Here is a 731-nt window from a genome sequence, read left to right as displayed (position 1 = left end):
TGTTAATCGAGTTGTCACAGGTTCGAGCCCTGTTCGGGGAGCCATTAAGGCCCGTTGGTCAAGGGGTTAAGACACCTCCCTTTCACGGAGGTAACAGGGGTTCGAATCCCCTACGGGTCATAGCAATACCTAATGTTTTAATGAGGGATGAGAATCCCAATATGGAGGCTTAGCTCAGCTGGGAGAGCATCTGCCTTACAAGCAGAGGGTCGGGGGTTCGATCCCCTCAGCCTCCACCATATACGCCGGTGTAGCTCAACTGGTAGAGCAACTGACTTGTAATCAGTAGGTTGGGGGTTCAAGTCCTCTCGCCGGCACCATTAATGCTTGGAACCGTGGTGTAGTTGGCCTAACATGCCTGCCTGTCACGCAGGAGATCGCGGGTTCGAATCCCGTCGGTTCCGCCATTAATTCTTAATCAAATAAGGCTCGGTAGCTCAGTCGGTAGAGCAGAGGACTGAAAATCCTCGTGTCGGCGGTTCGATTCCGTCCCGAGCCACCATGTAATCCTGGAGGATTAGCGAAGCGGCCAAACGCATCAGACTGTAAATCTGCTCCCGTACGGGTTCGGTGGTTCGAATCCATCATCCTCCACCAGTTTTCATGAGTCATTAGCTCAGTTGGTAGAGCACCTGACTTTTAATCAGGGTGTCGAAGGTTCGAGCCCTTCATGACTCACCATTATATGCGCGTGTGGCGGAATTGGCAGACGCACTAGACTTAGGATCTAG

General features: G+C 52.3%; 7 tRNA genes. All 7 read left to right on the top strand.

The annotated features are described in order from the left end of the window. Positions 1-48 precede the first annotated feature (48 nt). Positions 49-120: transfer RNA gene (locus tag M3636_RS29060), tRNA-Glu, on the top strand. Between the two features lie 43 nt (positions 121-163). After that, positions 164-239, top strand: a tRNA-Val gene (locus M3636_RS29055). Positions 240-244: 5 nt separating this feature from the next. Then, positions 245-320, top strand: a tRNA-Thr gene (locus tag M3636_RS29050). Positions 321-329: 9 nt separating this feature from the next. Further along, positions 330-407 (top strand) — tRNA-Asp (locus M3636_RS29045). A gap of 19 nt (positions 408-426) precedes the next feature. Further along, positions 427-502, top strand: a tRNA-Phe gene (locus M3636_RS29040). 9 nt (positions 503-511) lie between these two features. Continuing rightward, positions 512-597, top strand: a tRNA-Tyr gene (locus tag M3636_RS29035). Positions 598-605: 8 nt separating this feature from the next. Next, a tRNA-Lys gene (locus M3636_RS29030) sits at positions 606-681 on the top strand. Positions 682-731: the final 50 nt, after the last annotated feature.

The sequence above is a fragment of the Paenibacillus sp. MER 99-2 genome (assembly GCF_023714095.1).
GTDB lineage: Bacteria > Bacillota > Bacilli > Paenibacillales > Paenibacillaceae > Paenibacillus.
This window is presented reverse-complemented; position numbering and strand designations above follow the sequence as displayed.